The organism is Bacillus sp. V3B, assembly GCF_024494465.1.
Lineage (GTDB): Bacteria > Bacillota > Bacilli > Bacillales > Cytobacillaceae > Bacillus_BD.
The window spans coordinates 1-834 of record NZ_JAETXM010000078.1 but is presented as its reverse complement, the minus strand read 5'-3'; the positions used below and the strand labels follow the sequence as shown (position 1 = coordinate 834).

Sequence of the window (834 nt, the reverse complement as noted above, 5' to 3'; positions counted from 1 at the left end):
GTATAAAAGCACTCAATTCCTCCCGACACCTAAAAGAGTGGGCTTCTTGGAGCTAAATTTTGTGATATATTTTTATTACACTGACCGATACAAAATGGTTGAGTGTGACATTCATCATTTTCTTATTTACCATTATGCGATCGTGGCGGAATGGCAGACGCGCTAGGTTGAGGGCCTAGTGGGGGCAACCCCGTGGAGGTTCAAGTGGGGGCAACCCCGTGGAGGTTCAAGTCCTCTCGATCGCATCAATCCTGCAATGTTCGTTAGTCTGTTATGTTTTAAACCGTACTATTTATTCGGGATTCCTACATGTATTGACTGATGCCATGCCTACTTGTTTAGGATCGCAGGAAGGTTGATATGCGGAAACCCACCTGCTAAGAGCGGGTTATAAAACATCTGGGGAAAACGGCATATAGTGGGAATGTTTGGGGCCTTAGCTCAGCTGGGAGAGCTTCTCTTATGCACGCGGAGCAGGAGGTCAGCGGTTGGATCCCGCTAGGCTCCATTTAGATTTTGGAGTTGTACCCAAGTGGCTGAAGGGGCTCGCCTGGAAAGTGAGTAGGTCGGGTAACCGGCGCGAGGGTTCAAATCCCTCCAACTCCGTTTGAATCATTTTTAAGCAAATATTTATTCTGATAAACATATTGGGTATAGCCAAGCTGTAAAGTATCGAATTTAATCCGTAATTCTTTGGTTTGAATCAGAGCTATCCACAGTTATCGTTCAACGACGACGTTAGGAACCAGGTCAGGGCGGGTACGCAGCACCCATAACTAGAGAGTTGTGTGAACGATCTACATAGAACGGAAGCGAGAACGCTGAGCTCTTTTT

2 tRNA genes, 1 other RNA gene and 1 pseudogene are annotated in these 834 nt (G+C 46.4%); all 4 read left to right on the top strand.

The features are described from left to right. Positions 1–136 precede the first annotated feature (136 nt). The 4 genes and pseudogenes from JMM81_RS22625 to JMM81_RS22610 all read left to right on the top strand — a co-directional run bounded on the left by JMM81_RS22625 (position 137) and on the right by JMM81_RS22610 (position 606). Positions 137–245 (top strand) — tRNA-Leu (locus JMM81_RS22625). Further along, positions 246–429: non-coding RNA, 6S RNA (ssrS, locus tag JMM81_RS22620), on the top strand. Between the two features lies 1 nt (position 430). Next, a pseudogene (locus JMM81_RS22615) lies at positions 431–508 on the top strand. 10 nt (positions 509–518) lie between these two features. Beyond that, positions 519–606 (top strand) — tRNA-Ser (locus JMM81_RS22610). The last annotated feature ends 228 nt before the right edge of the window (positions 607–834 follow it).